The following is a 237-nucleotide window of genomic DNA, read 5'->3' as shown; positions in this document are numbered from 1 at the left end:
CTGTGGCAGCTGTGGGAAGGCCTGGATGTCGACCAATCCCGCGATCACCTGTTCAACAAGACCCGCCCCAGCTGTTTCCTGGGCACCGACCTGGCGCAACAGCTGGCACAGGCGCAGGTCGATGAACTGGTAATTGTGGGCATGAAGACCCAGTTCTGCGTCGACACCACCAGCAGAGTCGCGGTAGAACTGGGCTTCTCGGTGGTGTTGCCGGAGGACGCCCATACCTGCATGGAC

The 237-nt window shown here is 61.2% G+C and carries 1 protein-coding gene; it reads left to right on the top strand.

All coding sequences use genetic code 11. The features are described from left to right. Nucleotides 1-237, top strand: a 237-nt coding sequence (locus AC0L3U_RS40190; protein ID WP_473365240.1) for an isochorismatase family protein, incomplete at both ends; no start/stop codon positions are given.

The organism is Bradyrhizobium sp. Kon69 (assembly GCF_055807515.1).
The sequence above is the reverse complement of the archived record's forward strand: the minus strand, read 5'-3'. Positions and strand labels throughout refer to the sequence as shown.